Below are 23,637 nucleotides of genomic sequence, written 5' to 3'. Positions count from 1 at the left end.
ACCGAAACGACTTCAAGCCTCGGACACCATGGGACGCATGTGCGACACGATCCCCGTGGCGCTCGTCCGCCCTTTGGTTTCCCGTCCTCACCCAGGCCCGGATTCGGCCCGCCCTCGAAGGAAGATCGCATGTCCCGCACCACTACGTCCCCGGGTGGCGTCCAGATACGCCCCCTCGACCCCCTGAAGGACGCCGAGTTGATCCACCCCTGGGTCACCCACCCCAAGGCCGCCTTCTGGATGATGCAGGACGCGAAGCTCCAGGACGTCGAGCGGGAGTACATGGCGATCGCCGCGAACCCGCACCACGACGCCTTCATCGGCCTCGTCGACGGCGAGCCCGCCTTCCTCATGGAGCGGTACGACCCCTCGCGGGTCGAACTGGTCGGGCTCTACGAGCCGCGGCCCGGCGACGTCGGCATGCACTTCCTCGTCGCGCCCACCGACACCCCCGTGCACGGCTTCACCCGGACCGTGATCACGGCCGTGATGACCGAGCTGTTCTCCGACCCGGCGACCGCCCGCGTGGTCGTCGAGCCCGACGTCCGCAACAAGGCCGTCCACGCCCTCAACGAGGCCGTCGGCTTCGTGCCCGAGCGCGAGATCCAGAAGCCCGAGAAGAAGGCCCTGCTGAGCTTCTGCACCCGCGCCCAGTTCGAGACCGCCGTCGGAGCCGCCGCGTGAACCCCGTCGCACACCTCACCCCCGAGCGCTGGGCCGCCGCCAACCGCGCCCTGATCCGCAAGGGCCTCGCCGAGTTCGCCCACGAGCGGCTGCTGGACCCCAAGGAGCTGGGCGAGAGCCGCTACCAGGTCCTCAGCGACGACGGCACGACCGAGTACCGCTTCACCGCCGACCGCTTCGCGCTGGACCACTGGCAGGTCTACCCGGATTCGATCAGCCGCCACCGCGGCGACGAGCAGCTCCCGCTGGACGCCCTCCAGTTCGTCACCGAGCTGCGCGGCTCCCTCGGCCTGAGCGACGAGATCCTGCCGGTCTACCTGGAGGAGATCTCCTCCACCCTGGCCGGCACGGCCTACAAGGCGACCAAGCCGCCCGTGACCTCCGCCGAACTGGCCCGCGCCGGCTTCCAGGCGATCGAGACCGGGATGACCGAGGGCCACCCCTGCTTCGTCGCCAACAACGGCCGGCTGGGCTTCGGCGTCGACGAGTACCGGGCCTACGCCCCCGAGGCGGCGAGCGAGATCCACCTGATCTGGCTCGCGGCCCACCGCGACCGGGCCACCTTCACGGCCGGGACGGGCATCGAGTACGAGGCGTTCATCCGCGCCGAACTGGGCGACGCGACGGTGGACGGCTTCGCCGCGACCCTCGCCGAGCGCGGTCTCGACCTCGCCGACTACCTCCTCGTGCCGGCCCACCCCTGGCAGTGGTGGAACAAGCTGTCCGTCACCTTCGCCGCCGAGGTCGCCCAGCAGCGCCTGGTGTACCTGGGCGAGGGCGACGACGCCTACCTGGCGCAGCAGTCGATCCGTACCTTCTTCAACACCTCCGACCCGGCCAAGCACTACGTGAAGACGGCCCTGTCCGTCCTCAACATGGGCTTCATGCGGGGCCTGTCGGCGGCGTACATGGAGGCCACGCCGGCGATCAACGACTGGCTGCACGGTCTGATCGAGGCGGACGCCACGCTCAGGTCGGCCCGGTTCTCGATCATCCGCGAGCGGGCGGCGGTCGGCTACCGGCACCTGGAGTACGAGGCCGCCACCGACCGCTACTCCCCCTACCGCAAGATGCTGGCCGCGCTCTGGCGCGAGTCCCCGGTGCCGGCCCTCGCCGAGGGCGAGCGCCTGGCGACGATGGCCTCCCTCCTGCACCTGGACCGCGCGGGCGCGTCCTTCGCGGGCGCGCTGATCAAGGAGTCGGGCCTGGAGCCGACGGCATGGCTGCGGGGGTACCTGGACGCGTACCTCCTCCCGGTCCTGCACTGCTTCTACGCGTACGACCTGGTCTACATGCCGCACGGCGAGAACGTGATCCTCGTCCTGGACGAGCGGGGCGCGGTCGCCCGGGCGGTCTTCAAGGACATCGCCGAGGAGATCTGCGTCATGGACCCGACGGCGGTCCTCCCGCCGGCGGTGGAGCGCGTCCGCGCCGAGGTCCCGGAGGACATGAAGCTCCTCTCGGTCTTCACGGACGTCTTCGACTGCTTCTTCCGCTTCCTGGGCGCGACCCTGGCGGCGGAGGGCGTCCTGGACGAGGACGGCTTCTGGCGGACGGTCGCGGAGTGCGTGCGCGACTACCAGGAGTCGAAGCCGGAACTGGCGGAGAGGTTCGCGCGGTACGACATGTTCGCGGAGACCTTCGCCCTCTCCGCCCTCAACCGCCTCCAGCTCCGCAACAACCGGCAGATGGTCGACCTGGCGGACCCGTCGGCGGCCCTCCAGCTGGTCGGCGACCTGGTGAACCCGATCGCCCGGTTCGCCTGACGGGCAGGCCCTCGAGACCGATGCGAGCCCCGCCGGAGTACGGTCCTCCGGCGGGGCTCGCATCCCGTTGCGCCGCCTTCCGACGGCCCTACTCCGCCGGCCAGGGCACCTCCGGGGAGCGGTACCAGGTGATGCCGAGGGCGTCGAACCTCGGGGCCTGTTCGGCGAGGCGCTCGCGGTACGCGTCCCAGTCGTGGGCGGCCGCCGGGGACCAGCCGAGTTCGGCGATGCCCGGGAGGCGCGGGAAGGCCATGACGTCGAGGTCGCCGGTGGAGTCGAGGGTCTCGGTCCACAGCGGGGCCTCGACGCCCCGGACGGCGTCCTCGGGGGCGCCGGGGAGGTAGGTGGCGGGGTCCCAGTCGTACGACCTGCGGACCTCGACGTAGCCGGCCCAGGCGAGGCCGAGCGGGGTGTCCTTGGTGTACTTCATGTCGAGGTACGTGCGGTCGGCGGGCGAGAGGATCAGGCCCGTGCCGTTGCGGGCGGCCGCGGCGACCCGTTCCTTCTCCTCCGCGGGGGTGCGGTCGAGGCCCCAGTACTGGACGAGGGCGCCCTCAGCGGGGGTGGCACCGGTCAGCTGGTGCCAGCCGACGACGGTCTTGCCGTACTTGGCGACGACCGGCTGCACCTTGTCCATGAAGGCCACGTAGTCGGCGTGGCTGGTGGAGTGGGCCTCGTCGCCGCCGATGTGGAGGTAGCGGCCGGGGGTGAGGGCGGCGATCTCCCGGACGACGTCGTCGACGAAGTCGTACGTGACGGGCTGGGGCACGCACAGGGAGCTGAAGCCGACCTTGGTGCCGGTGTAGAGGGGCGGGGCGACGCCGTCGCAGGTGAGCTCGGCGTAGGAGGCGAGGGCCGCGTTGGTGTGGCCGGGCATGTCGATCTCGGGGATCACCTCCTGGTAGCGGGAGGCGGCGTACTCCACGATCTCGCGGTACTGGGCCTTGGTGTAGAAGCCGCCGGGGCCGCCGCCGACCTCGGTGGAGCCGCCGTGGGTGGTGAGGCGGGGCCAGGAGTCGACGGCGATGCGCCAGCCCTGGTCGTCGGAGAGGTGCAGGTGGAGGGTGTTGACCTTGTAGAGGGCGGCCTGGTCGATGAAGCGCTTCACCTCGTCGACGGTGAAGAAGTGGCGGGCGACGTCGAGCATCACGCCCCGGTAGGCGTAGCGCGGGGTGTCGGTGACGGTGCCGCCGGCGATCTTCCAGGGGCCCGGCTGGACGCTCTTCCGTTCGACGGAGGAGGGGAGCTGCTGGCGGACGGTCTGGACGCCGCGGAAGAGGCCGGCGGGTTCGCGGGCGGTGAGGGTGAGGCCGTCGGGTGCGGAGGTCAGCCGGTAGCCCTCGTCGCCGAGGCCGGTCTCGTCGGGGTCGAGGCGGAGCCGGATGCCGCGGCCGGCGGCGCGGTCGTCGACGACGGGGAGCGGGAAGCCGGTGGCGGGGCGGAGGAGTCCGGCGAGGTACTGACCGAGGGCCCGGGACTCGCCGGAGTTCTCGTCGATGCCGATGCGGGTGGTGGGGGTGAGAGTGTAGGGCTCGCCCCCTGGTGTGACGGAGGCGGGTACGGGCACGATGCGGCCGAGCGGGCGGACCTCGGGTTCGGCGGCGGCCCTGCCGGGTGTCTTGGCATCGGTGCCCTTGTCGGCGGCTGCCTCTCCGCAGCCGACGCCGGCGGTCGCGAACAGGAGCAGAAGTCCGATCAGGCGCGGAATCGTCAGGCGCTGTCTCACAGGCGGGCTCCCCTTCGGGTGATCGACACGTCCGTCGTTCTGTATATCCCCTTGGTCGCCCTGCGTACCGTCGCCCCTCTCCGGGGTCAAGGTCTGGACCAAGAGTCCGGGGAAGCGGGTGGATCATGGCTGCCCTGCCCGAATTCGGGCAGGATTCTTGCGGAGGGCCCCGGAGACCCCTCAGTATGCACGGGTGCTCGAACGCCGCCCGTCGCACGACGACCTCATCGACCACCTGGTCCGCAGCACCGCGCTCCAGCGCGGTGAGGCCGCCCGGGTGGTGCTCGACGTGCTGGCGTACTTCGACGAGACGACCGAGGAGTTCGTCCGCCGCCGTCACCGCGAACTGCAGTCCGGCGGCGCCGTGAACGCCGAGATCTTCGAACGGATCGCGGCGGAGCTCCCGCACCGGGCGGTGGCACCGCCGGAGCTCTCGCTCCGGCAGTTGCGCCGCATCGTCTACGGCTGAGCAGCACTCATCACCAACCTGGAGGGGTTTCACCTTTATGTGCGGAATTGTCGGTTATATCGGTAAGCGCGATGTTGCCCCGCTGCTGCTGGAGGGCCTGGCGCGCCTGGAGTACCGGGGCTACGACTCGGCCGGCATGGTCGTCACCAGCCCGAAGGCCTCCGGCCTGAAGGTCGTGAAGGCCAAGGGCCGCGTCCGCGACCTGGAGGCCAAGGTCCCCAAGCGCTTCACCGGCACCACCGGCATCGCCCACACCCGCTGGGCCACGCACGGCGCCCCGAGCGACGTCAACTCGCACCCGCACCTGGACCCCGAGAACAAGGTCGCGGTCGTCCACAACGGCATCGTCGACAACGCCCAGGAGCTCCGCGCCAAGCTGGAGGCCGACGGCGTCGTCTTCGCCTCCGAGACGGACACCGAGGTCATCACCCACCTCATCGCCCGCTCCGAGGCCGAGACCCTCGAGGAGAAGGTCCGCGAGGCCCTCAAGGTCATCGAGGGCACCTACGGCATCGCCGTGATGCACGCCGACTTCAACGACCGCATCGTGGTGGCCCGCAACGGCTCCCCGGTCATCCTCGGCATCGGCGAGAAGGAGATGCTCGTCGCCTCCGACGTCGCCGCCCTGATCGCCCACACCCGCCAGGTCGTCACCCTGAACGACGGCGAGATGGCCACCCTGAAGGCCGACGACTTCCGCACCTACACGGTCTCCGGCGCCTCCACCACGGCCACCCCCGAGACCGTCGAGTGGGAGGCCGCCTCCTACGACATGGGCGGCCACGACACGTACATGCACAAGGAGATCTCCGAGCAGCCCGACGCGGTCGACCGCGTGCTGCGCGGCCGGATCGACGACCGCTTCTCCACCGTGCACCTGGGCGGCCTGAACCTCGACGCCCGCGAGGCCCGCACCATCCGCCGCATCAAGATCCTCGGCTGCGGCACCTCGTACCACGCCGGCCTCATCGGCGCCGGGCTCATCGAGTCCATGGCCCGCATCCCCGCCGACGCCGAGCCGGCCTCGGAGTTCCGCTACCGCAACCCGGTCGTGGACCCCGACACCCTCTACATCGCCGTCTCCCAGTCCGGTGAGACCTACGACGTGCTCGCCGCCGTCCAGGAGCTCAAGCGGAAGGGCGCCCGCGTCCTCGGCGTCGTCAACGTCGTCGGCTCCGCCATCGCCCGCGAGGCCGACGGCGGCGTGTACGTCCACGCCGGCCCCGAGGTCTGCGTCGTCTCCACCAAGTGCTTCACCAACACGGTCACCGCCTTCGCGCTGCTCGCCCTGCACCTGGGCCGCATCCGCGACCTGTCCGTCACCGACGGCAAGCGGATCATCGAGGGCCTGCGCAAGCTGCCCTCGCAGATCGAGGAGATCCTCAAGACCGAGGAGCAGATCAAGGAGATCGCCGCGGAGTACGCCGGCGCCCAGTCGATGATGTTCATCGGCCGTGTGCGCGGCTACCCCGTCGCCCTGGAGGCCTCCCTCAAGCTGAAGGAGATCTCCTACATCCACGCCGAGGCGTACCCGGCCTCCGAGCTGAAGCACGGCCCGCTCGCCCTCATCGAGCCGGCCCTGCCGACCGTCGCGATCGTCCCCGACGACGACCTGCTGGAGAAGAACCGCGCCGCCCTGGAGGAGATCAAGGCCCGCAGCGGCCGCATCCTCGCGGTCGCCCACCAGCCGCAGGCGAAGGCCGACCACACCATCGTCGTCCCGAAGAACGAGGACGAGCTGGACCCGATCCTGATGGGCATCCCGCTCCAGCTCCTCGCCTACCACACGGCGCTCGCCATGGGCCGTGACATCGACAAGCCGCGCAACCTGGCGAAGTCCGTCACCGTCGAGTAGGACCCCGCGCCGTCGCGGCCGAGGCGCGGCGCCCGGGCCTGTCCCCCAGGCGCCGCGCCCCTCCGGGCCTGTCCCCCGGAGCCTCGGCCGGACACTGGCAGTCCCCCGTGCACACACCTCCCGTGCACGGGGGACTGCTTTCTTCCGGGACTCAGCCCGCGGCCGGGGCGCTGCCCGCCGAGCGGCGCAGGGCCGTCGGCCAGCCGGCGACCGCGGCCGTGGCGCCGTACCAGGCGGCCAGGCCCGCGGCGGCGGCGACCCAGCCGCCCGCCTTCCCGAGGCCGCCGTTGTCGGCGAGGGCGCCGATGCCGAGCAGCAGCAGCGCGACGAACAGCAGCCCGTACACGCCCTGCCCGAAGAGCCCGCTGCCCGCGGCGGCCATGGTCAGCGTGAGCGCCAGGAGCGCCCACAGGAGCAGGAAGAGGCCCATGGCGTCGGCCGAGGCGTGCCCGCCGGCTCCGCTGCCCCAGGTGAACCAGAAGGCGCCGAGCGCCGCGTACGCCGTGCCTTCGCCCTTGTCGCCCGCGCGCAGGGCGAGCAGTCCGACGAGGAAGAGCGTCACGCCGCCGACCCAGGTGGCGAGACCCGCGGCGTCCGCTGCCGCGACGTTGTCGATGACACCGGTTCCGCCCAGGCCGAAGGCCAGCAGGGTCAGTCCGAGCGCCAGGTGGCCGAGCGTGGAGGTGGTGTTTCCCGCGGCGACTTCGTTGTTCACGGCGGGCTCCCTTCAGGTGTGCAGTTGTCCTGCGCGAGCTGCTGTGTTCCGTGGCCTTTATGTACCCTTCACAAGCACACAATTCACCTGAGGAAGGCCGAATTTATGCCCGGATCACGGCAGTTGAGGGAGTGATCTGACGGGTCGTACGGGACGGAAGGGGCCGCGGGCGCGTTACGGGATGACGATGACGGGCCGCTGGGCGCGACGCGCGAGGCGGCCGGCGACCGAGCCGAAGATCCGGCCGACGATCCCGTGCGTGGAGCCGACCACGATCGCGTCGGCCGAGTACTCCCGGCCGACCTCCTCCAGCTCGTGGCAGATGTCCCCGCCGCGCTCGACCAGGATCCACGGCACCTCGGAGAGGTGGTCGGCGCAGGCCAGCTCCAGCCCGAGGACCTCGGTGCGGTGGTCCGGCACGTCGACGAAGACCGGGGGCTCGCAGCCGGCCCACACCGTGGTGGGCAGCCGGTTGGCCACGTGCACGATGATCAGGCCCGATCCGGAGCGGCGGGCCATGCCGATGGCGTACGCGAGGGCGCGCTCACTGGACGTGGAGCCGTCGAAGCCGACGACCACCCCGTGCCGGAAGGCCGGGTCGCAGGCGTGACGTGGCTGTTCTACCGCCAGGGGGTCGACCGTGGAATCGGCGACGCGCTTGCGGTCCGCGGGTTCGGGGAATTCGTGACCGGCCATCGGTGTCTCGGCGAAGAGGGTCCTCGTGGGAAGGGACGGGGAAAAGGGGGGACGAACGACGGGTGACGGCGGAGCTGTGTCCGGGAATCATCTTCCCAAGCCCATACCCCCAAGGGTACGGCGACACTCCTCTCCTGCCCAGAGCCCGCCGTGCCCCTCCCGACGTGCCCGCCGCTCGCGCGCGGCGTTCCAGGGAGCATGCACGAGGCGTTCGGGATCTGGCAATGCCGGATGTGCCCTACAGGCGTCCGTACGGGGGCCAAACGGACGTCGCCGAGAGTGACCGGAACGTTCCGCTCCTCGTTGCCACGGGGTCCACCCACCGTCGCCACGGATCGACCCGCCGTCACCACGGACGGGCCCGCCGTCACCACGGACCGACCCGCCGTCACCACGGACGGGCCCGCCGTCACCACGGACCAGACCACCGTCGCCACCGACCCGACCCGGCCCACCACCCTCACCGACCGGCTCACCGTCACCACCGACCCGCCCCACCGTCACCACCGAGCCGACCCGCCTTCACCACCGACCCGCCCCACCGTCGCAGGGAGACCGCCCGTGCCCGCACCATCGACCGCCGTCGGCCAGACCTCCGCCGCCCCCGCCTCCGCCCCCGCCCTCGGCTCGCCCCGTTCCCGGCGCCGGGCGCCCTCCCTCCCCACGAGCGCCGGCGCGGACCCGGGAACGGGAACGGGGGCAGGGACGGCAGCGGGAGCGGGCGCGGCGGAGCAGGCCGGTGACGTCGTCCGCTGGGCGGTCTTCTGCTGCGCGCTGGTCCCCGTGGTGCTCGTCGTCTACGGCACCTCGCTCGGCGGGGCCGCCGGGACCGCGCTCGGGCTCGTCTCGGTGACGGCGGCCTGCCGGCTGCTGCTGCGCCGCTCGGAGCGCGGACTGCGGGCCGAGACGGTCCGCCCGGGGCGCCGGAACTAGTCTCCGAGGGGCCCGGAGCCGGCTCCGCCCCCCTTCGAGTTGACAGGTTCGTACACCCGACCCCATATGTTTTCAGCCAACTTGAAGCCGACGGCGAGTCCTTGGCGGAACGGTTGGCCAAGCCCGGCGCCGACGGCCGCGGAAGCCCTGCCCCAGGGGCCCGCACCCCCCGCGTACGGGGGCGTTCGCCGCACCGCCCCTTCCTCCGGCGGCCGTCGGACGCAAGACTTCGCGATCGATCGCTTCACGCCAAGTTGCCTTGTCGACAATCCACCGGATGGAGAACTTGTCACGCCGGCGCCACGGGACACAGTAGATTCGATCATGGGTACCGAAGACTGGGGTCTCGTGCAAAACCGAGGGGAAACGTGCAGGAGCGACACGACCAGGGAGACGCGAACACCGAGGGGGGCTTAGCGTCATGAGCCAGGACTCCGCCGCACCGGAGGTCGCACGGAAGCTGTCCGGGCGCCGCCGTCGCGAAGTCGTCGCGGTGCTGCTGTTCAGCGGCGGCCCCATCTTCGAGAGCTCCATCCCGCTCTCCGTGTTCGGCATCGACCGGCAGGACGCCGGGGTGCCCCGATACCGGCTGCTCGTCTGCGCCGGCGAGGAGGGCCCGCTGCGCACCACCGGCGGGCTCGAACTGACCGCGCCGTACGGCCTGGAGGCCATCGGCCGGGCGGGCACCGTCGTCGTCCCGGCCTGGCGGTCGATCACCTCGCCGCCGCCGCCGGAGGCGCTCGAAGCGCTGCGCCGCGCGCACGAGGAGGGGGCCAGGATCGTCGGGCTGTGCACCGGGGCGTTCGTCCTGGCCGCCGCCGGACTGCTGGACGGCCGCCCGGCGACCACGCACTGGATGTACGCGCCGACGCTCGCCAAGCGCTATCCGTCGGTCCACGTGGACCCGCGGGAGCTCTTCGTCGACGACGGGGACGTGCTGACCTCCGCCGGCACCGCGGCCGGAATCGATCTGTGTCTGCACATCGTGCGGACCGACCACGGCACCGAGGCCGCGGGCGCGCTGGCGCGCCGGCTGGTCGTCCCGCCGCGGCGCAGCGGCGGTCAGGAGCGCTACCTCGACAGGTCTTTACCTGAGGAGATCGGCGCCGACCCGCTGGCCGAGGTCGTCGCCTGGGCGCTGGAGCACCTTCACGAGCAGTTCGACGTGGAGACGCTCGCCGCGCGCGCCTACATGTCGCGGCGGACCTTCGACCGCCGGTTCCGCTCGCTGACGGGCTCCGCCCCGCTCCAGTGGCTGATCACCCAGCGGGTGCTGCAGGCGCAGCGGCTGCTCGAGACCTCCGACTACTCGGTCGACGAGGTCGCGGGCCGGTGCGGCTTCCGCTCCCCGGTGGCGCTGCGCGGCCACTTCCGGCGCCAGCTCGGCTCCTCGCCGGCCGCCTACCGGGCGGCCTACCGCGCCCGGCGGCCGCAGGGCGAGGCCGGCACGGCGGTGCTCGAACCGGCGGTGCCGGCCCAGGGACCGACGGGGCTCCGCAGGCCGCTGGAGCCGGGCAAGCCGCAGTCGGACGTGTACGCCTCCGGCCGCCCGGCCCTGCCGGGCCAGCGCAGCGCGCCGTAACAGGACCGCCGCCGCCACAAGCGGCGCGACGCAGGACCGACGGGCCCTCGGGGACACCTTTCCCCGGGGGCCCGTCGGCGTCCCGGCATGCGTTCCTCCGGAACCTCAGTTCCTGCCCGCCGGACAGGAATACGGGCTTCCGACCAGGACACGCGGGCGCCGGCCGTCTTCGCCGCCCGGTCGCGCCGCACGGCGAAGAGCGGACACCACCGCGAGAACCCGGTCGAGGCGCACGCCGAGGAGCCCGACCGGGTCCGGAGGGCCGTCCAGGACCGGTTGAAGACCGCCTCCGAGGTCCTGGGGCCCGAGGGTGCCGTGCGATGGCGCGGCTCGCCCCCTGGGGCGAGACGCTGATCACGTCTTAGGGTAGGACGCATGAACGATCGCATGGTGTGGATCGACTGCGAGATGACCGGGCTCTCGCTGACGGACGACGCACTCATCGAGGTGGCCGCGCTGGTCACCGACTCGGAACTGAACGTGCTCGGCGACGGCGTGGACATCGTGATCCGCCCGCCGGACGCCGCCCTGGAGACCATGCCCGAGATCGTGCGCCAGATGCACACGGCCTCGGGGCTGCTCGACGCGCTCGCCGGCGGCACCACGCTCGCCGACGCGGAGGCCCAGGTCCTCGCGTACATCCGCGAGCACGTCAAGGAGCCGGGCAAGGCGCCGCTGTGCGGCAACTCGGTCTCCACGGACCGCGGCTTCCTCGCGCGCGACATGCCCGCCCTGGAGAGCCACCTGCACTACCGGATCGTCGATGTCTCCTCGGTCAAGGAGCTGGCCCGCCGCTGGTACCCGAGGGCGTACTTCAACAGTCCGGAGAAGAACGGCAACCACCGGGCGCTCGCCGACATCCGCGAGTCCATCGCGGAGCTGCGCTACTACCGCGAGGCGGTCTTCGTCCCGCAGCCCGGCCCGGACTCGGAGACCGCGAAGAAGATCGCGGCCCGCCACGTCGTCCCCTCCGAATAGCCGCTCGATCGGGCCCGCTCGCGCCCGGAGAGGAATGCGTGCGCGAGCACCCCTCGAAACCCTGTAGACTTCTTCTCGGCCGGTCGGGGAAACCTTCGGGAAAACCGCCGGTCGTGGTGGGTATAGCTCAGCTGGTAGAGCACCTGGTTGTGGTCCAGGATGTCGCGGGTTCGAGTCCCGTTACTCACCCTGATGACTCAGGCCCCGGTTCGGAAGAACCGGGGCCTGAGTCGTTCTCAAGTACAGGCGAGGGCCGCCGGGGACGGGGTGCCGCCCCTCCACGGGCCCGTGGCCGCGCATGTGACGGACCGCACACCCGGCGCCGACGGGGTGACCGGCGCGGCCGGGACGGCCGTCGTGGGGGGTCGGCCGACGGAGCACCTCGCACCTCCGGGGTGAAGGCGGTGGGTGCGGGATCGCTCCCGGTGGGCATCCCGTCGAAGAGCGGATGGGAGCGCTCCCGGCCTTAGGGCCCTGTCAGAACACGGTCAAGGTCCGGGAATCGTCGAAGGCGTTCGACGCGTGCGGGAGAAAAGGGGCGCGCCCCGGTCGGCGGTGGGGTGGTTCCGACCGGGGCGCGCGGTGTGGGGGGCGCGGTGGCTCACCTGTACGCGCCGAAGGCCTTCGTGAAGGCCAGCGGCTGCTGGAGGATCGAGGAGCAGGTGGGGTCGGCGTAGGTCACGGCGCCGGCCGCGCACTGCTTGTCCCGGGCAGAGGACCACATCGAGAGCCGGCCGATCCCCTTGGAGCGCGCGAAGTCGACGAGCTGGGTGGCGTCCTCCACCGTGAAGACCTCGGAGGCGACGTCGTTGACGCCGATCATCGGGGTGACCGCGACGGCCTTCCAGGCGGCCGCGTCGGAGAGGCCCAGGACGCCCTTGATCTGGGCCTGGGTCGCGGTCGCGGCCTGGACGGCGTACGTGCCCATGTCGGCGCTGTACGCCGGCCCGTAGTCCATCGCCATGATGTTGACGGCGTCGACGCGGACGCCGTTCCGCCTGGCGTCGGCCAGCAGGTCCACGCCCGGCTGGGTCAGGCCCTCGGGCATGACCGGCAGGGTGAAGGAGACGTCCAGGCCCGGGTGGGACTTCTGGAGCTGGGCGATCGCCTGCGAGCGGCGGGTGTTGGCGGCGGTGTCCGGAAGGGCCGCGCCCTCGATGTCGAAATCGAGCTTGGTGAGCCCGTACCGGTCGACCACCTTGCCGTACGCGGTGGCGAGCGCCGAGGAGGTCGGGCAGTTCAGGGCCAGCTCGTGGCCGGCGGCGCCGCCGAAGGAGACGCGGACGTCGCCGCCCTTGGCGCGCAGGGCGCCGATCTGGGCGGCGACCTTGTCGTTCGCGAGGTCGGTGACGCCGCCCCACAGCGGGGCGCAGGAGCCGCCGGAGGTGATGAAGGCGAGGTTGAACTCCTTCACGCCGGTGGCGTCGGCGGTCGCGAGCAGGTCGTACGCCGGGTAGAGCGAGGTGTCGACGTACGGGGCGAACCTGGCCCCCGCGGCCGGGGCGCCGGTGGAGGTCGCGGTGGGGGTGGGCGTGGGCCGCGCGGTCGCCGTGGCGGTCGGCTTCGGGCTCGTGGTGGCGGTGGCGGTCGGCGTGGGCTTCACGGTGGCGGTGGCCGTCGGGGCGGGAGAGGCCGTCGCGGTGGGCTGCTCGGTGGGGCGGCCGCTCGGGGTGGGGGTGACGCCTCCGGCGGAGCAGGCGGCCTTGTTGATGAGGCAGCCGGTGGGGTCGCCGGCCCGGCCGGTGGCGGAGGTGACGAAGCCGACGGTGACGGACCGGCCGGGCGCCAGCTGCTTGTTCCAGCTCGCGGGCCTCACGGTGACGTGGTTGCCGGAGACGGTGTGCTCGCCGTTCCAGAGGGAGCCGATGGTGGTGCCGGCCGGGAGGTCGAACTCCAGGGTCCAGTCGGACTGGGTGCCGGTCGTCTCGTTGGTGACGACGTACTGGCCGGTGTAGCCGCCGGTCCAGGAGCTGGTCCGGGTGTAGGCGGCGCCGACGGCGGCGGCCTGGGCGGTGCCGGTGAGCGCGAAGGCCGCGCCGCCGACGACGGCGGCCGCGACGACCGCTCCGACGACCTTGGTCCGGGTGCTCGTCCTGCGCCGGTGCGAACTGCTGCCCATCGCGTGCCTGCCTCTGCGTGCCGGGGGTGGGGTGGGGTGCGGCAGCACGCTAGCGCCGGGGAAACGGACAATTGCCGCCCTCTGCGCCTTCGTCGGGATTCTTAGGCTCCGCTTAAGGAAGGCATCGGAACCGGAAAAGGTTCACGCCCGGCGGCTCCCCGAGGTCCTGCGCCGGCGGGCGGGCCGGTGGCCGCGCCGGCCCGTGCCCTCGCCCGCGCGCCGTCCGTCGAGGCCGATCCAGATCCGCACCTCCGTACCGCCGAGGACCGAGTGGCCGATGCGGACGTCGCCGCCGGTGGCCTCGGCCATCCGCCGCACGATGTCGAGGCCCAGGCCCGTGGAGCCGTCCCGGCCGCCGCTGTTGCCGCGGGCCAGGGCGGCGGCGGGGTCGGCGATGCCGGGGCCCGCGTCGGAGACGAGGACGATGACGGCGTCGTCCCCGTTGTGGACGTCGATGGAGAAGGCCGTGCCCTCGGGGGTGTGGCGGAAGACGTTGCCGAGCAGGGCGTCGAGGGCGGCGACGAGTTCGGGCCGGGCGACGGGGATGCGGACCGGGCGCTCGACGCCCGCGACCCGCACCCGGCGGCCCTCGTCCTCGGCGAGCGCCGACCAGAACTCCATCCGTTCGCGGACCACTTCGGCGGCGTCGCAGCCGGCTCCGGGCCCGGTCGCCTGGGTCTGCGGCTTCGCCTCGCGGGCCGTGCGGATGATGATGTCGACCTCGCGCTCCAGCTGTTCGACGGCCGCGCGGGTCTGCTCTGCGGCGGGCGAGGAGCCGAGCGAGGCCGCGTTGAGGCGGAGCACGGTGAGCGGGGTGCGGAGCCGGTGGGAGAGGTCGGCGGCCAGCTCCCGCTCGTTGGCGAGGAGCTGCACGACCTGGTCGGCCATCGAGTTGAAGGCGACGGCGGCCGACTTGAGTTCGGGCGGCCCCTCCTCGGGGACGCGTGCGCCGAGCCTGCCCTCGCCGAGGTCGTGGGCGGCGCCGGCGAGCCGCTGGGCGGGCCGGACCATGCGGACGCCGAGGCGGTCGGCGACGGCGACGGAGCCGACGACGAGGGCGGTGCCGACGCCGGCGAGGACGAGCCAGGCGGTGGCGACGCCGTTGCTGACCTCGCCCTCGGGGACGAAGAGTTCGACGACGGCGACCTCGCCGCTGCTGAGCGCGGTGGGCTGGAGCAGGGCGAAGCCGCCGGGGACCTCGGCGATGGAGGCGCGGCCGAGGCCGCGGGTGGCGGCGAGCTCCTGGGGGTCGGCGCGGCGGGTGCCGATCTCCAGGGCGGTGCCGCCGGGTCCGGGGGCGGGCACGTGGATCGCGAGCCGGCCGGCGGCCCCGTCCTCGGTGGTGGCGACGGCCTTGTCGAGTTCGTCCCGGTCGGTGGTGATCGCGAGGACGGGGGCGAGGCCGGCGGCCCGTCGTTCGGCGTTGGAGAAGGCCCGGTCGCGGGCCATCTCCTCGACGACGAGTCCGAGGGGGACGGCGAAGGCGAAGGCGACCATGGCGGTGACGGCCAGGGACACCTTGACGAGCGCCCACCTCACGGCTGCGGCTCCCGGGGCGGCTCCAGCTTCACGCCGACCCCGCGCAGGGTGTGGAGATAGCGGGGCCGCGCGGCCGTTTCGCCCAACTTCCTGCGCAGCCACGACAGATGTACGTCGATGGTCTGGTCGTCCCCGTACGACTGCTGCCAGACCTCGGCGAGCAGCTCCTTGCGCGGGACGACGACGCCGGGCCGCCCGGCGAGGAAGGCGAGCAGGTCGAACTCGCGCCGGGTCAGGTCCAGCGCCGTCCCGTCGAGCTCCGCCTGTCGGCGCAGCGGGTCGACGGTCAGCCCGCCGACCCGGAGGACCCGGGAGGGCGGCTGCTCGCCGGCGGCGGCCCGGGAGCGGCGCAGGACGGCGGCCATCCGCGCGGAGAGGTGGTCGACGGAGAAGGGCTTCACGAGGTAGTCGTCGGCCCCGGCGTGGAGGAGCCGTACGATCTCGGCCTCGTCGTCCCGGGCGGTCGCGATGATCACCGGGACGTCGGTGATCCCGCGCAGCATCTTGAGAGCCTCGGACCCGTCGAGATCGGGCAGACCGAGGTCCAGGATCACGACGTCGAAGCGGAAATGGGCGACCTCGCGCAGCGCCTCCAGAGCCGTGCCGACGCTCCGTACGGTGTGGGAGGCCTCGGTCAGCTGCCGGATGAGGGCGGAGCGCACGAACTGGTCGTCCTCGACCACGAGCACACTTGCCATGGGCGGCACCGTACGCCATTCGGGTGAGGCCGTGAGCAAGGTCCACCCTCCGGTACGGGCCTTCGTCCGGTGGTGCACTATGTCCCGGTGCGAAGAGGACTCGTTCACGCCCTGGCCTGGTCGCTCGCCACCGGCGCGGCGGTCACCCTGTCCTGGTGGGGGGTGCACACGGTGCTGTCCGGCACGGTGTACGACCCGCCCCGCGCACTGCCCCTCCCGGCCGGCCCCGCCATCGGAACGGCCGCCTCCGGAGATGCCCCGGAGCCCTCCTCCACCCGGCGGCCCGAGAGCGCCGAGCCCTCCGAGCCCGCCACTCCGACGCCCGCGCCGAGCGAGGTCCGCACGCCCCCGGCCGCCCCGTCCTCGACCCCCTCGCGCCGCCCGGACCCCACGACGGAGAGCCCCGCCGCCCCTCCGGAGCCGGCCTCCGGCTCACGGGTGAAGAGCTACCCGGTGGACGGCGGCCGGGTCACCTTCGACCTCGGGGAGACCTCGGCGGAGCTGGTCTCGGCGACGCCCGCGTCCGGCTGGCGGATGCAGGTGTGGAAGCAGCCGACCTGGATCCGGGTCACCTTCACCCAGGACGGCCGCGAGCTGTCGGTCTTCTGCGTGTGGCACGACAGCGCGCCCCGCGTGGAGATCGACGACCGCCGCACGTAGGCGCCGGTCAGCGGAAGGCGGACGCCGGCGGTACGGGCGAGGGCTTGGCGCTCGCGTCGGTGACCGGCGCCGCTCCCCCGGCGAAGTCGGCGAGGGCCCGGCCGTGCTCCACGCGCCCCGGGTGCGGGTCGGTGGCGACCCGGCGGGTCAGCTCGGCCACCGGCAGCCCGTGGTCCGAGGCGAGCAGCACCGCGTTGCCGAAGCGGCGGCCGCGCAGGACCGTCGGGTCGGCGGCGAGCGCCAGCTCGGGGAAGACGGCGGCGGCGGTGGCGATCTGGCCGCGCAGATGGGTCAGGGGCGGGCCGTCGGCGAGGTTCGCCGCGTAGAAGCCGCCGGGCCTCAGCACCCGCCGCACCTCGGTGAGGAACTCGGTGCTGGTCAGGTGGGCCGGGGTGCGGGCCCCGCTGAACACGTCGGCGATGACGAGGTCGGCCCAGCCGTCCTGGACCTTGGCGAGGCCGGCACGGGCGTCGGTGGAGCGGACCCGGATGCGGGCCCCGGCGTCGAGGGGCAGTTCCCGGCGGACGAGCTGGACCAGGGGCGCGTCGAGCTCCACGATCTGCTGGGTGGAGCGGGGCCGGGTCGCGGCGACGTACCGGGCGAGGGTGAAGGCGCCGCCGCCGAGGTGCACGACCTGGAGCGGCCGGTTCGGCGGGGCGGCGAGGTCGGCGATGTGGCCGAGGCGCCGCTGGTACTCGAAGGTGAGGCGGGCCGGGTCGTCGAGGTCGACGTGCGACTGCGGGGCGCCGTCGATGAGCAGCGTCCAGCCGCGCGGGCGTTCCCGGTCGGGTATGAGTTCGGCGAGGCCGCCGTCGACGGTCTCGACGACGGGGGCGGCCGCGGCCGCCCGGTCCCGCTGTTTGTTCCTGGCCACGGGCCCATTATCGGGGCAAGGCGCCCCTGACAGCTCAGTGGCAGCCGTCGGCCGCCTCGATGAGCCGGGCCGCCTCGCCGAGCGCCTCGCGCAGGACGACCGGGTCGGTGACGGGGTCGGCGTCGCCCGGCGGCAGCAGCCAGCCGGCGGGGCGGGGCGCGTCGCCCGCCGGCTCGGGGAGCTCCGGCAGCGCGGGGAGCTCCGGCAGCTCGGGGAGGCGGAAGCCGCGCCCCGAGGTCCGCGTACAGGCGCTGCCCGGCATGTCCCAGGCCGCGGCGGTGCCGGGCGGCACCAGGAAGCCGAGGGTGTCGCAGGTGCCGTCGTGGACGACCGGGCCGACGGCGGGGGCGGCGGCGCGGCGCAGGATGTCCACGGCCTCCAGGCCCTGGCGGACCGGGACGGTCACCAGGTCCCAGGGCCCGGCGGCGGGCTGGCACCCGTCGGTCTCCGGGACGGGTGCGCGACGCGTGACGTCCGGGACGGGTGCGTGCCGCGTGGCCGACTGCGAACCGATCTCCGACATGGGGGACCCCTCCTCGCTCCAGAGGAGACACGTTCCGTCCCTCCTCTACGGTTCAACGCCCGTGCGCGTCAACGGCTACGGCGGGATGCCGCCGCAAAGGATGGCAGTTCATGGCAGATCACAGGCGAGATATCCGATTTGTAGCCAAACTCAGCGTACGCATCCGGTCACAGCAGGTACGTTCTTGCCGCCGGAAACCCGGCAGCACCAGGAGAGGGCTCGGCCATGGCGATGTCACGGGCAGTTCCCAATCTCGCCTTCCGCCGGCTTCGCGGACAGCACTCGCCGGCGGAGTTCGCCGCGGCCGTCCGCCGGGCGGCGCGGGAGATCGGCGAACAGGTCGCGTGCGACGCCCGCTACATCGGGCGCGTGGAGGCGGGAGAGATCCGCTGCCCCAACTACGCGTACGAGCGGGTCTTCCTGCACATGTTCCCCGGTCTGAGCCTCTCCGACCTGGGGTTCTCCGCGCGGGAGACGGTGCGCGGCCGGCGGCAGGCAGTCCCGGCCGGGGCAGCGCCTCCCGCCGCCATCACCACCCGGAACGATGAGGAGAGCGACGTGCTGCGTCGCGCATTCATGACGAGCGGCTCCGCCACCCTGGCGGCCGCCTCGCTGGGACTCGGCGGCCCCGCCGTCGCGATCCCCTCCCCCCGCGGCACCCACCGGATCGGCGAGGCCGAGGTGCGGGCCGTCGAGGACGCCGTGCGGCGGATCCGGCTGCTCGACGACCGGCACGGCGCCGACGGCCTGTACAAGGTGGCCGCCCAGCCGCTCCGTACCGCGTACGCGCTCCTCGACACCGGCACCATGACCCGCCGCTCCACCGAGGACCGGCTCCACGCGGGCGCGGGCGAGCTCTCCCTCTCCGTCGGCTGGCTGGCCCACGACTCGGGCCGGCACGAGGACGCGCGCTCGCACTACGCGGAGGCGCTGGCCACCGCGCGCGTGGCGGGGAACGCGGCCCTGGAGGCGCACGCCTTCTGCAACACCTCGTTCCTGGCCCGGGACACCGGCCGGTACCGCGAGGCGGTCCGGGCGGCCCAGGCGGGCCTGCGGGCCGCGCAGCCGCTGGACTCGGCCCGGCTGCTCTCGCTGCTGTCCCTGCGGGAGGCGGGCGGGTGGGCGGGGCTCGGCGACCGCTCCGCCTGCGAACAGGCCCTCGGCCGCGCGCACCAGCACTTCGACCGGGGCCCGGCCGAGGGCGACCCCGAGTGGATGTCCTTCTTCGGCGAGCCGGAGCGGGAGGCGCTGGAGGCCGGCTGCTGGTCGGCGCTCGGCGAGTGGGGCCGGGCGGCGCGCCACGCCCACCGGGCGGTCGTCCTGCAGAACCCGCACTTCGCCCGGAACCTCGCGCTCTACCGGGCGCACCTCGCCAAGGACCTGGCGCACGCCGGCCGCCGGGACGAGGCCGCGGCGGAGGCGCGGCGCGTCGCGGACTCCCTCGACGGCATCGCCTCGGCCCGGATCCGCGACCTGCTCTCGGAGACCGGCCGGGTCCTGGCGGGCACGTACTGAGCGGGGCCCCGGGGCTCCCGCCCCGTGCGCTACTGCTCCAGGTGCCCCGTGTCGTTCCAGCGCTCGATCGCCGGGGCGTCGTACGCCCAGCCGAGGACCGAGAGGCTCGTCGGGTCCAGGCGGATGCGGGAGGCGAAGGAGACGTCCTCGCCGAGCCAGCGCGCGCCGATCGAGCGCAGGATGTGGCCGTGGGCGAAGACCAGGACGTCGCGGTCGGCGGAGCGGGCCCACTCCACGATCTCGTCGGCGCGGTCCGACAGCTGGGCGAGCGTCTCCCCCTCGGGGACGCCGTCGCGCCAGATGAACCAGTCCGGCTGGATCTTCCGGATCTCGGGCGGGGTCAGTCCCTCGTACGCCCCGTAGTCCCACTCCATCAGCGCGTCCCAGGGCTCGGCCCGGTCCCCGAAGCCGGCGAGCTCGCAGGTCTCGCTCGCCCGGACGAGCGGGCTGGTGCGCACCTCCACGTCGGGCAGCCCCCGCCAGGGGCCCCGGTGCAGGCGCTCGCCGAGCAGCTTCGCCCCGCGCCGTCCCTCGTCGAGCAGCGGTATGTCGGTCCTGCCGGTGTGCCGGCCGAGAAGGGACCACTCGGTCTGGCCGTGCCGGGCGAGCAGGATGCGCGGTGCCATGGGAAGGATGCTCCAGGGGTTCACGGTGCGGACGTGCCTCTCCCATCATCGCCGACGTGAACGCGCGGTGGCGCCCGGGCAACCCCCCCGGGGCCTCCTCGCGTCCCCTCCCCCGGGCCGATCACCGACTGGGGGACTCGTACATGCACAAGCCACGCTGGTGGGCGGAGCTGTCCCTGGTCGCCGTCGTGTACGCGGCCTACTCGGGCGGGCGGCTCCTGGTGAGGGGCGACGAGACCTCGGCCGTGGCGCACGGGCTCGCGGTCCTGCGGTTCGAGGAGGGCCTCGGCATCGATGCCGAGCACCCGTTGAACCGGCTGTTCACGGACGTCCCCGCGCTCGGGATCCCGGCGGACTTCGCGTACGCCTCGCTGCACTACCTGGTGACCCCGGCGGTCCTGGTCTGGCTCTTCCGCCGCCGCACCGCGCACTACCGGGCCGCCCGCACCTGGCTGATGCTCTCCACCCTGCTCGGCCTCGTCGGCTTCACGCTGCTGCCGACCTGCCCGCCCCGACTCCTCGGCGCGGCCCACGGCTTCACGGACACGATGGCGCACTTCAGCGCGTACGGCTGGTGGGGCGGCGAGGCCAGCGCGCCGCGCGGGCTCGGCGGTCTGACGAACCAGTACGCGGCGATGCCCAGCCTGCACGTCGGCTGGGCGCTGTGGTGCGGGGTGCTGCTGTGGCGGTACGGGCGGACACCGCTCACGAAGGCCCTCGGGGTGGCGTATCCGCTGGTCACGGCGCTGGTCGTGATGGGCACCGCCAACCACTACCTGCTCGACGCGGTCGCCGGGGCGGCCGTGATGGGCGCGGGCCTGCTGCTCGCCCCGTACGCGCTGCGGCTCGCCGACCGGATCGGCGGGAGGGCGGAAGCGTCCCCGGTTGTCAGTGGCGGATGGGAGACTTCCGCGGGTGAGCGCATCCCTGGACAGCGGTCCGTCCCGGACACCGCGGACGACAAGCAGGCAACTCCTCGCTGAGCTGCGCGGACCGGCCGTCGTGCCGCGTCCGCTGGACGCCCGGGCGCTCGCGGCGCTCGCGGCCAACCCCGGCTGCCGGCGGCGGGCCGTCCTCGACGGCGCCGGCGTCGACAAGTCGGCGCTGGCCGCGAAGCTCGGCTCGCCCGCGCCGTTCGGGCAGTCGCAGTTCGCGATCGTGCGCGGCAACTCCTTCGAGGCGAAGGTGAAGGCGGACGGCGGGCGCGAACTGCTGCGCCTGATCGGCGTGGAGGAGCCGGGCGAGGTGTCCGTGCCCGACCTGGCGGCGGCCGGGCCCGAGGGACGGGTGGCCCGCACGGCCCTCGCGCTGCGGGAGGCCACCGCCGCCGGAGCGTGGGCACTGCTCGACCATCCGCTGCTCGCCCTGGAGGTCGCCGGTTCCCCCGTCTACCTGGAGCCGGACGCGGTGGTGGTGCACCCCGACGGCGGGTGGACGGTGGTGGAGATCAAGTCGTTCCCGATGATCGACGGTTCGGCCGACGCGGCGAAGGTGGGCGCCGCGGCCCGCCAGGCCGCCGTGTACGTGCTGGCCCTGGAGCGGGTGGCGGCCCGTACGGAGGGCGCGCGGGTCGCGCAGTCGGTGCTCCTCGTCTGCCCGAAGGACTTCTCGAACGTGCCGGCGGCCTCGGTGGTCGACGTGCGCAAGCAGCGGTCGGTGACCCGGCGGCAGCTGGCCCGGCTGACCCGGATCGACGAGATCGCCCGGGCCCTTCCGGAGGGCATCAGCTTCGACGTGGTGGAGCGTTCGGCGGAGGAGCTGACGGCGGCCGTGGAGTGCGTGCCCCATCAGTACGCGCCGGAGTGCCTGGCCGCCTGCGAGTTGGCCTTCCACTGCCGGGCGCGCTCCCGGGCGGCGGGCGCGGTGGAGACCCTGGGCCGTTCCGTACGGGGGGAGTTGGGCGGCCTGACGACGGTCGGCGCGGTCCTGGCGGCGGCGCGCGGCGAGGAGGGCGACCCGGAGGACCCGGCGGTGGCGGCGCTGCGCCGGGCGCGGGCCCTGCGCGAGGAGGCCCTGGCGGGGGTGACGGCATGTCGCTGATCTCGACGCTCGCCCGGATGGAGGCCGTCGAGTCGGGCCGGGCGCAGCCGCTCGCCACGGTCCGGCACCGGCGGCTGTCCGCGCGGCCGTTGGTCTTCGTGCCGCTGACGACGGCCGGTGAGGCGGGCGCCCCGCTGGGCGCGCTGGTCGGCACCGACCCCGGGGAGCCGCGGCTCCTGGTGGTGCCGCAACCCCGGGACCGTGACCTGCGGTTCGCGTTCCTCGCCGATCTGGCCGAGGAGATCCTGCCGTACGTCGACTCGTTCACGGACGTCGTCGAGGCGGCGGAGCGGAACGAGGTCGACCCGGAGACCGGCAAGAAGGTGAAGGTCGAGGTCGAGCTGTGCGCCGACGCGCCGCAGCTGATCGTGCCGAGCCGGGCGGGCATCGAGTACGTACGGCTGCTGGGGCGGTCGACGCGGTTCCGGCGGACGGCCGAGCAGGACCCGGAGACGCCGTTCCCGGCGCCGCCGCGGGTGCCGCTGCTCGGGCGCTGGCTGACGCACTTCGGCGAGCGGGCCCGGGTGCCCGGCTCCTCGCTGCTCCTCGCGGCGACGGACCTCCTCAACCGGCACTGGGCAACCGGCCAGTCGTCCCTGGAGGACCAGCACCTGGGCGCCCTGCTCGCCTGGATCGACCCGGCCGCGGGCGAGTCGGGACCGGAGGGCGCGCTGCGGGCCGAGGTCGGCCGGGACGCCCAGGGGCAGCTGCTCTGCCCGCCGGCCGGACCCGCCACCGACCCGGCCTTCGACAACAAGCTCCTGGCGCCGGCGATCGAGCGGTACGACCGGGCCCGGCAGGCGCTCGGCGCGGCCGAGGACGGCGAGGCGGCCGACACGGGGCTCGCCGAGCTGCACGCGGCCGAGCGGGAGCTGCGCCGGCTGATCGCCTCGCAGCTGAAGCCGACCTGGGACGCGGTCTGGCGGGCGGTCGAGCTGCTGCGGGAGCTGCCGGAGGGCGCCAGGGTCGAGGACCGCTGGACCCGCGACCGCTGGTCCTTCACCGGCCACCGGGACCGGGTCGCGGCCGGCGAGCCGCCGCAGCCGCGCCGGGACGACGCCGTGACGGCGGCCGCGAAGCTCGCCGCCCGCGAGCAGGCGCAGGGCCAGCTGGAGGCGCAGGAGGCGCTCGACGACCCGCTGGTCCTGGCGGGGCGGCGGCTCGCGGGCGAGGCGTTCTCGGCCGAGGTGGTCGAGGTGACGATGGCGTGGACGGAGTCGAAGCGGCCCGCGCCGCGCCCGCTCCTCACGGTCCGCACGGACGACCGGCCGCACCTGGGCGAGAAGGTGAAGGTGTACCGCTCGCTGGACGGCAAGCCGCAGGCGGCGGAATTCGTGCGGTACGAGGAGGACGGCTCGCTGCTGCTGCGGGTCCTGGACCGGATGGGCCGGTCCAGGGAGCCCGCGGAGGGATCGGTGCCGGAGAAGGGCGAGCGGATCGCCTGGACGCTGTTCGAGCACGACCAGCGGGTCGGGCCGAAGCTGCCGGACCCGGAGGAGACGCCCTGGACGCACGGCGGCCCGCCCCGGACGGACGCCGTGGAACTGCCCGACGCCGTGACGCCGGAGGACGTCCTGTGACCCCGCCCGACGCCGTGACGCCGGAGGACCTGACGTGACCGTGTTCGCCCCGCCCGCCG

At 73.5% G+C, this 23,637-nt stretch carries 21 protein-coding genes and 1 tRNA gene; 13 read left to right on the top strand and 9 right to left on the bottom strand.

Features of this window, described 5'->3' with window-relative positions; all coding sequences use genetic code 11:
* The first annotated feature begins 129 nt into the window (after positions 1-129).
* Both K7G60_RS18035 and K7G60_RS18030 read left to right on the top strand, forming a co-directional pair.
* Complete coding sequence (locus K7G60_RS18035; RefSeq protein WP_225801945.1) at positions 130-684, top strand: GNAT family N-acetyltransferase; 555 nt, start codon at positions 130-132, stop codon at positions 682-684.
* Positions 681-2,450: an IucA/IucC family siderophore biosynthesis protein gene (locus K7G60_RS18030; RefSeq protein WP_225801944.1), complete on the top strand. Its 1,770-nt coding sequence runs from the start codon at positions 681-683 to the stop codon at positions 2,448-2,450. Before K7G60_RS18035 ends, K7G60_RS18030 begins: the two co-directional genes overlap by 4 nt.
* An 88-nt stretch (positions 2,451-2,538) precedes the next feature.
* Here K7G60_RS18030 and K7G60_RS18025 read toward each other — a convergent pair whose 3' ends face one another.
* Positions 2,539-4,176, bottom strand: a complete 1,638-nt coding sequence (locus K7G60_RS18025; protein WP_225801943.1) for a beta-N-acetylhexosaminidase — start codon at positions 4,174-4,176, stop codon at positions 2,539-2,541.
* Between the two features lie 193 nt (positions 4,177-4,369).
* Here K7G60_RS18025 and K7G60_RS18020 point away from each other — a divergent pair, with 193 nt between their 5' ends.
* The gene (locus tag K7G60_RS18020) at positions 4,370-4,645 is read left to right on the top strand and encodes a hypothetical protein (RefSeq protein ID WP_030210307.1); all 276 of its coding nucleotides are present in this window, start codon (positions 4,370-4,372) and stop codon (positions 4,643-4,645) included.
* A gap of 37 nt (positions 4,646-4,682) precedes the next feature.
* A complete protein-coding gene (glmS, locus tag K7G60_RS18015; RefSeq protein ID WP_225801942.1) occupies positions 4,683-6,500 on the top strand; it encodes a glutamine--fructose-6-phosphate transaminase (isomerizing) in 1,818 nt (605 codons plus the stop codon).
* Between the two features lie 151 nt (positions 6,501-6,651).
* Here glmS and K7G60_RS18010 read toward each other — a convergent pair whose 3' ends face one another.
* Together K7G60_RS18010 and K7G60_RS18005 are read right to left on the bottom strand one after the other, a co-directional pair.
* Positions 6,652-7,215: a GPR1/FUN34/YaaH family transporter gene (locus K7G60_RS18010; RefSeq protein ID WP_225801941.1), complete on the bottom strand. Its 564-nt coding sequence runs from the start codon at positions 7,213-7,215 to the stop codon at positions 6,652-6,654.
* 174 nt (positions 7,216-7,389) lie between these two features.
* Positions 7,390-7,911 carry a universal stress protein gene (locus K7G60_RS18005; protein WP_123452601.1) on the bottom strand — a complete coding sequence of 174 codons (522 nt, stop codon included), beginning with the start codon at positions 7,909-7,911 and terminating at the stop codon, positions 7,390-7,392.
* Positions 7,912-8,190: 279 nt separating this feature from the next.
* Between K7G60_RS18005 and K7G60_RS18000 the strand changes: the two genes are divergently transcribed.
* The 4 genes from K7G60_RS18000 to K7G60_RS17985 all read left to right on the top strand — a co-directional run bounded on the left by K7G60_RS18000 (position 8,191) and on the right by K7G60_RS17985 (position 11,593).
* Positions 8,191-8,844 carry a hypothetical protein gene (locus K7G60_RS18000; protein ID WP_225801986.1) on the top strand — a complete coding sequence of 218 codons (654 nt, stop codon included), beginning with the start codon at positions 8,191-8,193 and terminating at the stop codon, positions 8,842-8,844.
* 421 nt (positions 8,845-9,265) lie between these two features.
* Positions 9,266-10,426 (top strand): helix-turn-helix domain-containing protein, encoded by a 1,161-nt coding sequence (locus K7G60_RS17995; protein ID WP_225801940.1) that lies wholly within the window; start codon positions 9,266-9,268, stop codon positions 10,424-10,426.
* Between the two features lie 375 nt (positions 10,427-10,801).
* Complete coding sequence (orn, locus tag K7G60_RS17990; RefSeq protein ID WP_225801939.1) at positions 10,802-11,404, top strand: oligoribonuclease; 603 nt, start codon at positions 10,802-10,804, stop codon at positions 11,402-11,404.
* Positions 11,405-11,520: 116 nt separating this feature from the next.
* Positions 11,521-11,593, top strand: a tRNA-His gene (locus K7G60_RS17985).
* A gap of 412 nt (positions 11,594-12,005) precedes the next feature.
* Here K7G60_RS17985 and K7G60_RS17980 read toward each other — a convergent pair.
* The 3 genes from K7G60_RS17980 to K7G60_RS17970 all read right to left on the bottom strand — a co-directional run bounded on the left by K7G60_RS17980 (position 12,006) and on the right by K7G60_RS17970 (position 15,760).
* A complete protein-coding gene (locus K7G60_RS17980) occupies positions 12,006-13,523 on the bottom strand; it encodes a cellulose binding domain-containing protein (RefSeq protein ID WP_225801938.1) in 1,518 nt (505 codons plus the stop codon).
* Between the two features lie 141 nt (positions 13,524-13,664).
* Entirely contained in the window at positions 13,665-15,062 is a 1,398-nt protein-coding gene (locus tag K7G60_RS17975; RefSeq protein ID WP_225801937.1) for a HAMP domain-containing sensor histidine kinase, read from the bottom strand.
* The gene (locus K7G60_RS17970) at positions 15,059-15,760 is read right to left on the bottom strand and encodes a response regulator transcription factor (RefSeq protein ID WP_225801936.1); all 702 of its coding nucleotides are present in this window, start codon (positions 15,758-15,760) and stop codon (positions 15,059-15,061) included. The genes K7G60_RS17975 and K7G60_RS17970 overlap by 4 nt, the downstream gene beginning before the upstream one ends.
* Before the next feature lie 87 nt (positions 15,761-15,847).
* Between K7G60_RS17970 and K7G60_RS17965 the strand changes: the two genes are divergently transcribed.
* Positions 15,848-16,420: a hypothetical protein gene (locus K7G60_RS17965; protein WP_225801935.1), complete on the top strand. Its 573-nt coding sequence runs from the start codon at positions 15,848-15,850 to the stop codon at positions 16,418-16,420.
* Positions 16,421-16,427: 7 nt separating this feature from the next.
* On the opposite strand, the gene K7G60_RS17960 is transcribed toward K7G60_RS17965, so the two are convergent.
* Entirely contained in the window at positions 16,428-17,294 is an 867-nt protein-coding gene (locus K7G60_RS17960; protein WP_225801934.1) for a spermidine synthase, read from the bottom strand.
* Positions 17,295-17,328: 34 nt separating this feature from the next.
* The gene (locus tag K7G60_RS17955) at positions 17,329-17,817 is read right to left on the bottom strand and encodes a hypothetical protein (protein WP_225801933.1); all 489 of its coding nucleotides are present in this window, start codon (positions 17,815-17,817) and stop codon (positions 17,329-17,331) included.
* A 225-nt stretch (positions 17,818-18,042) separates the two neighbouring features.
* Here K7G60_RS17955 and K7G60_RS17950 point away from each other — a divergent pair, with 225 nt between their 5' ends.
* On the top strand, positions 18,043-19,332 hold the full coding sequence (locus tag K7G60_RS17950) for a tetratricopeptide repeat protein (protein WP_225801932.1): 1,290 nt from the start codon (positions 18,043-18,045) through the stop codon (positions 19,330-19,332).
* Positions 19,333-19,361: 29 nt separating this feature from the next.
* Here the strand turns inward: K7G60_RS17950 and K7G60_RS17945 are convergent, their stop codons facing one another.
* Complete coding sequence (locus K7G60_RS17945) at positions 19,362-19,958, bottom strand: histidine phosphatase family protein (protein WP_225801931.1); 597 nt, start codon at positions 19,956-19,958, stop codon at positions 19,362-19,364.
* A 143-nt stretch (positions 19,959-20,101) separates the two neighbouring features.
* Here K7G60_RS17945 and K7G60_RS17940 point away from each other — a divergent pair, with 143 nt between their 5' ends.
* The 3 genes from K7G60_RS17940 to K7G60_RS17930 are packed head-to-tail and all read left to right on the top strand — an operon-like array spanning position 20,102 to position 23,578.
* Positions 20,102-20,941, top strand: a complete 840-nt coding sequence (locus K7G60_RS17940; protein WP_225801930.1) for a phosphatase PAP2 family protein — start codon at positions 20,102-20,104, stop codon at positions 20,939-20,941.
* The gene (locus K7G60_RS17935; protein ID WP_225801929.1) at positions 20,874-21,998 is read left to right on the top strand and encodes a hypothetical protein; all 1,125 of its coding nucleotides are present in this window, start codon (positions 20,874-20,876) and stop codon (positions 21,996-21,998) included. Before K7G60_RS17940 ends, K7G60_RS17935 begins: the two co-directional genes overlap by 68 nt.
* Positions 21,989-23,578, top strand: a complete 1,590-nt coding sequence (locus tag K7G60_RS17930; protein WP_225801928.1) for a hypothetical protein — start codon at positions 21,989-21,991, stop codon at positions 23,576-23,578. The genes K7G60_RS17935 and K7G60_RS17930 overlap by 10 nt, the downstream gene beginning before the upstream one ends.
* Positions 23,579-23,637: the final 59 nt, after the last annotated feature.

It is taken from the genome of Streptomyces sp. NK15101 (genome assembly GCF_020400725.1).
Taxonomy (GTDB): Bacteria; Actinomycetota; Actinomycetes; order Streptomycetales; family Streptomycetaceae; genus Streptomyces.
This window is presented reverse-complemented; position numbering and strand designations above follow the sequence as displayed.